1 protein-coding gene is annotated in these 1,044 nt (G+C 65.4%); it reads right to left on the reverse strand.

Translation table 11 applies throughout. From position 1 onward, the window contains the following. Positions 1 to 135: 135 nt before the first annotated feature. Positions 136 to 1,044 (reverse strand): family 2B encapsulin nanocompartment shell protein (locus ABEA10_RS47330; protein WP_345475273.1); only part of this gene is annotated, 909 nt, incomplete at its 5' end.

Below are 1,044 nucleotides of genomic sequence, written 5' to 3' on the forward strand. Positions count from 1 at the left end.
CGAACCCTCAACACCCAGACCCGACTGCGCCGACTCCGTCACGACACACACCACCATTCTGTTTTATCGTATGGTTGTTGATCCGTACGGGGACAGGCGCGGAGCGCATATCGCCCCGCGCCCATCGGCGGCCCGCTATTCGTTCGTCGGAGCGGTTTCGACGTTTTCGAGGATGCCCAGTGCGTCGGGTACGAGAACGGCCGCGGAGTAGTAGGCGCTGACGAGATAGGAGATGATCGCCTTCTCGTTGATACCCATGAAGCGGACCGACAGGCCGGGCTGGTATTCGTCGGGGATGCCCGTCTGGTGAAGGCCGATGACGCCCTGGTCGTCCTCGCCGACGCGGAGCAGCATGATCGAGCTGGTGCGGGTGTCGCTCACCGGGATCTTGTTGCAGGGGAAGATCGGCACCCCGCGCCAGGCGGGCACCCAGTTGCCGGCGATGTCGACGCTCTGCGGGTAGACGCCCCGGCGGCTGCACTCACGGCCGAACGCGGCGATGGCCTTCGGGTGGGCGAGGAAGAACCCGGGGTTCTTCCAGACCGTCGACAGGAGTTCGTCCATGTCGTCCGGGGTGGGCGGGCCGGAGCGAGTGTAGATGCGCTGCTTGAGGTCGGCGTTGTGCAACAGGCCGAACTCGCGGTTGTTGACCAGCTCGTTCTCCTGCCGCTCCCGCAGCGCCTCGATCGTCAGCCGCAGCTGCTGCTCCACCTGGTTCATCGGCTGGTTGTACAGATCCGCCACCCGCGTATGAACCCGCAACACCGTCTGAGCCACGCTCAGCTCGTACTCCCGCGGCGACAACTCATAATCCACGAACGTCCCCGGCAACACCGGCTCACCGGTGTGTCCCGACGCCAGGCTGATCGCGGCCTCGCCGTGCTCGTTCTGGTCTCCGGCGGGACCTTCGCGGTAGCGCTCGAGGTGCGCGCGGAGAGTGTCGGACTGGTCGACGATCTCCTGGAAGACCATCCCGGAGAGGGTCAGGACGATGCATTTCGTCTGGGCCTTGGCGGTGAAATCCCACGTCTCCTGCGACCCGGC

This window comes from Actinoallomurus oryzae (assembly GCF_039541955.1).
GTDB classification, from domain to species: domain Bacteria; phylum Actinomycetota; class Actinomycetes; order Streptosporangiales; family Streptosporangiaceae; genus Actinoallomurus; species Actinoallomurus oryzae.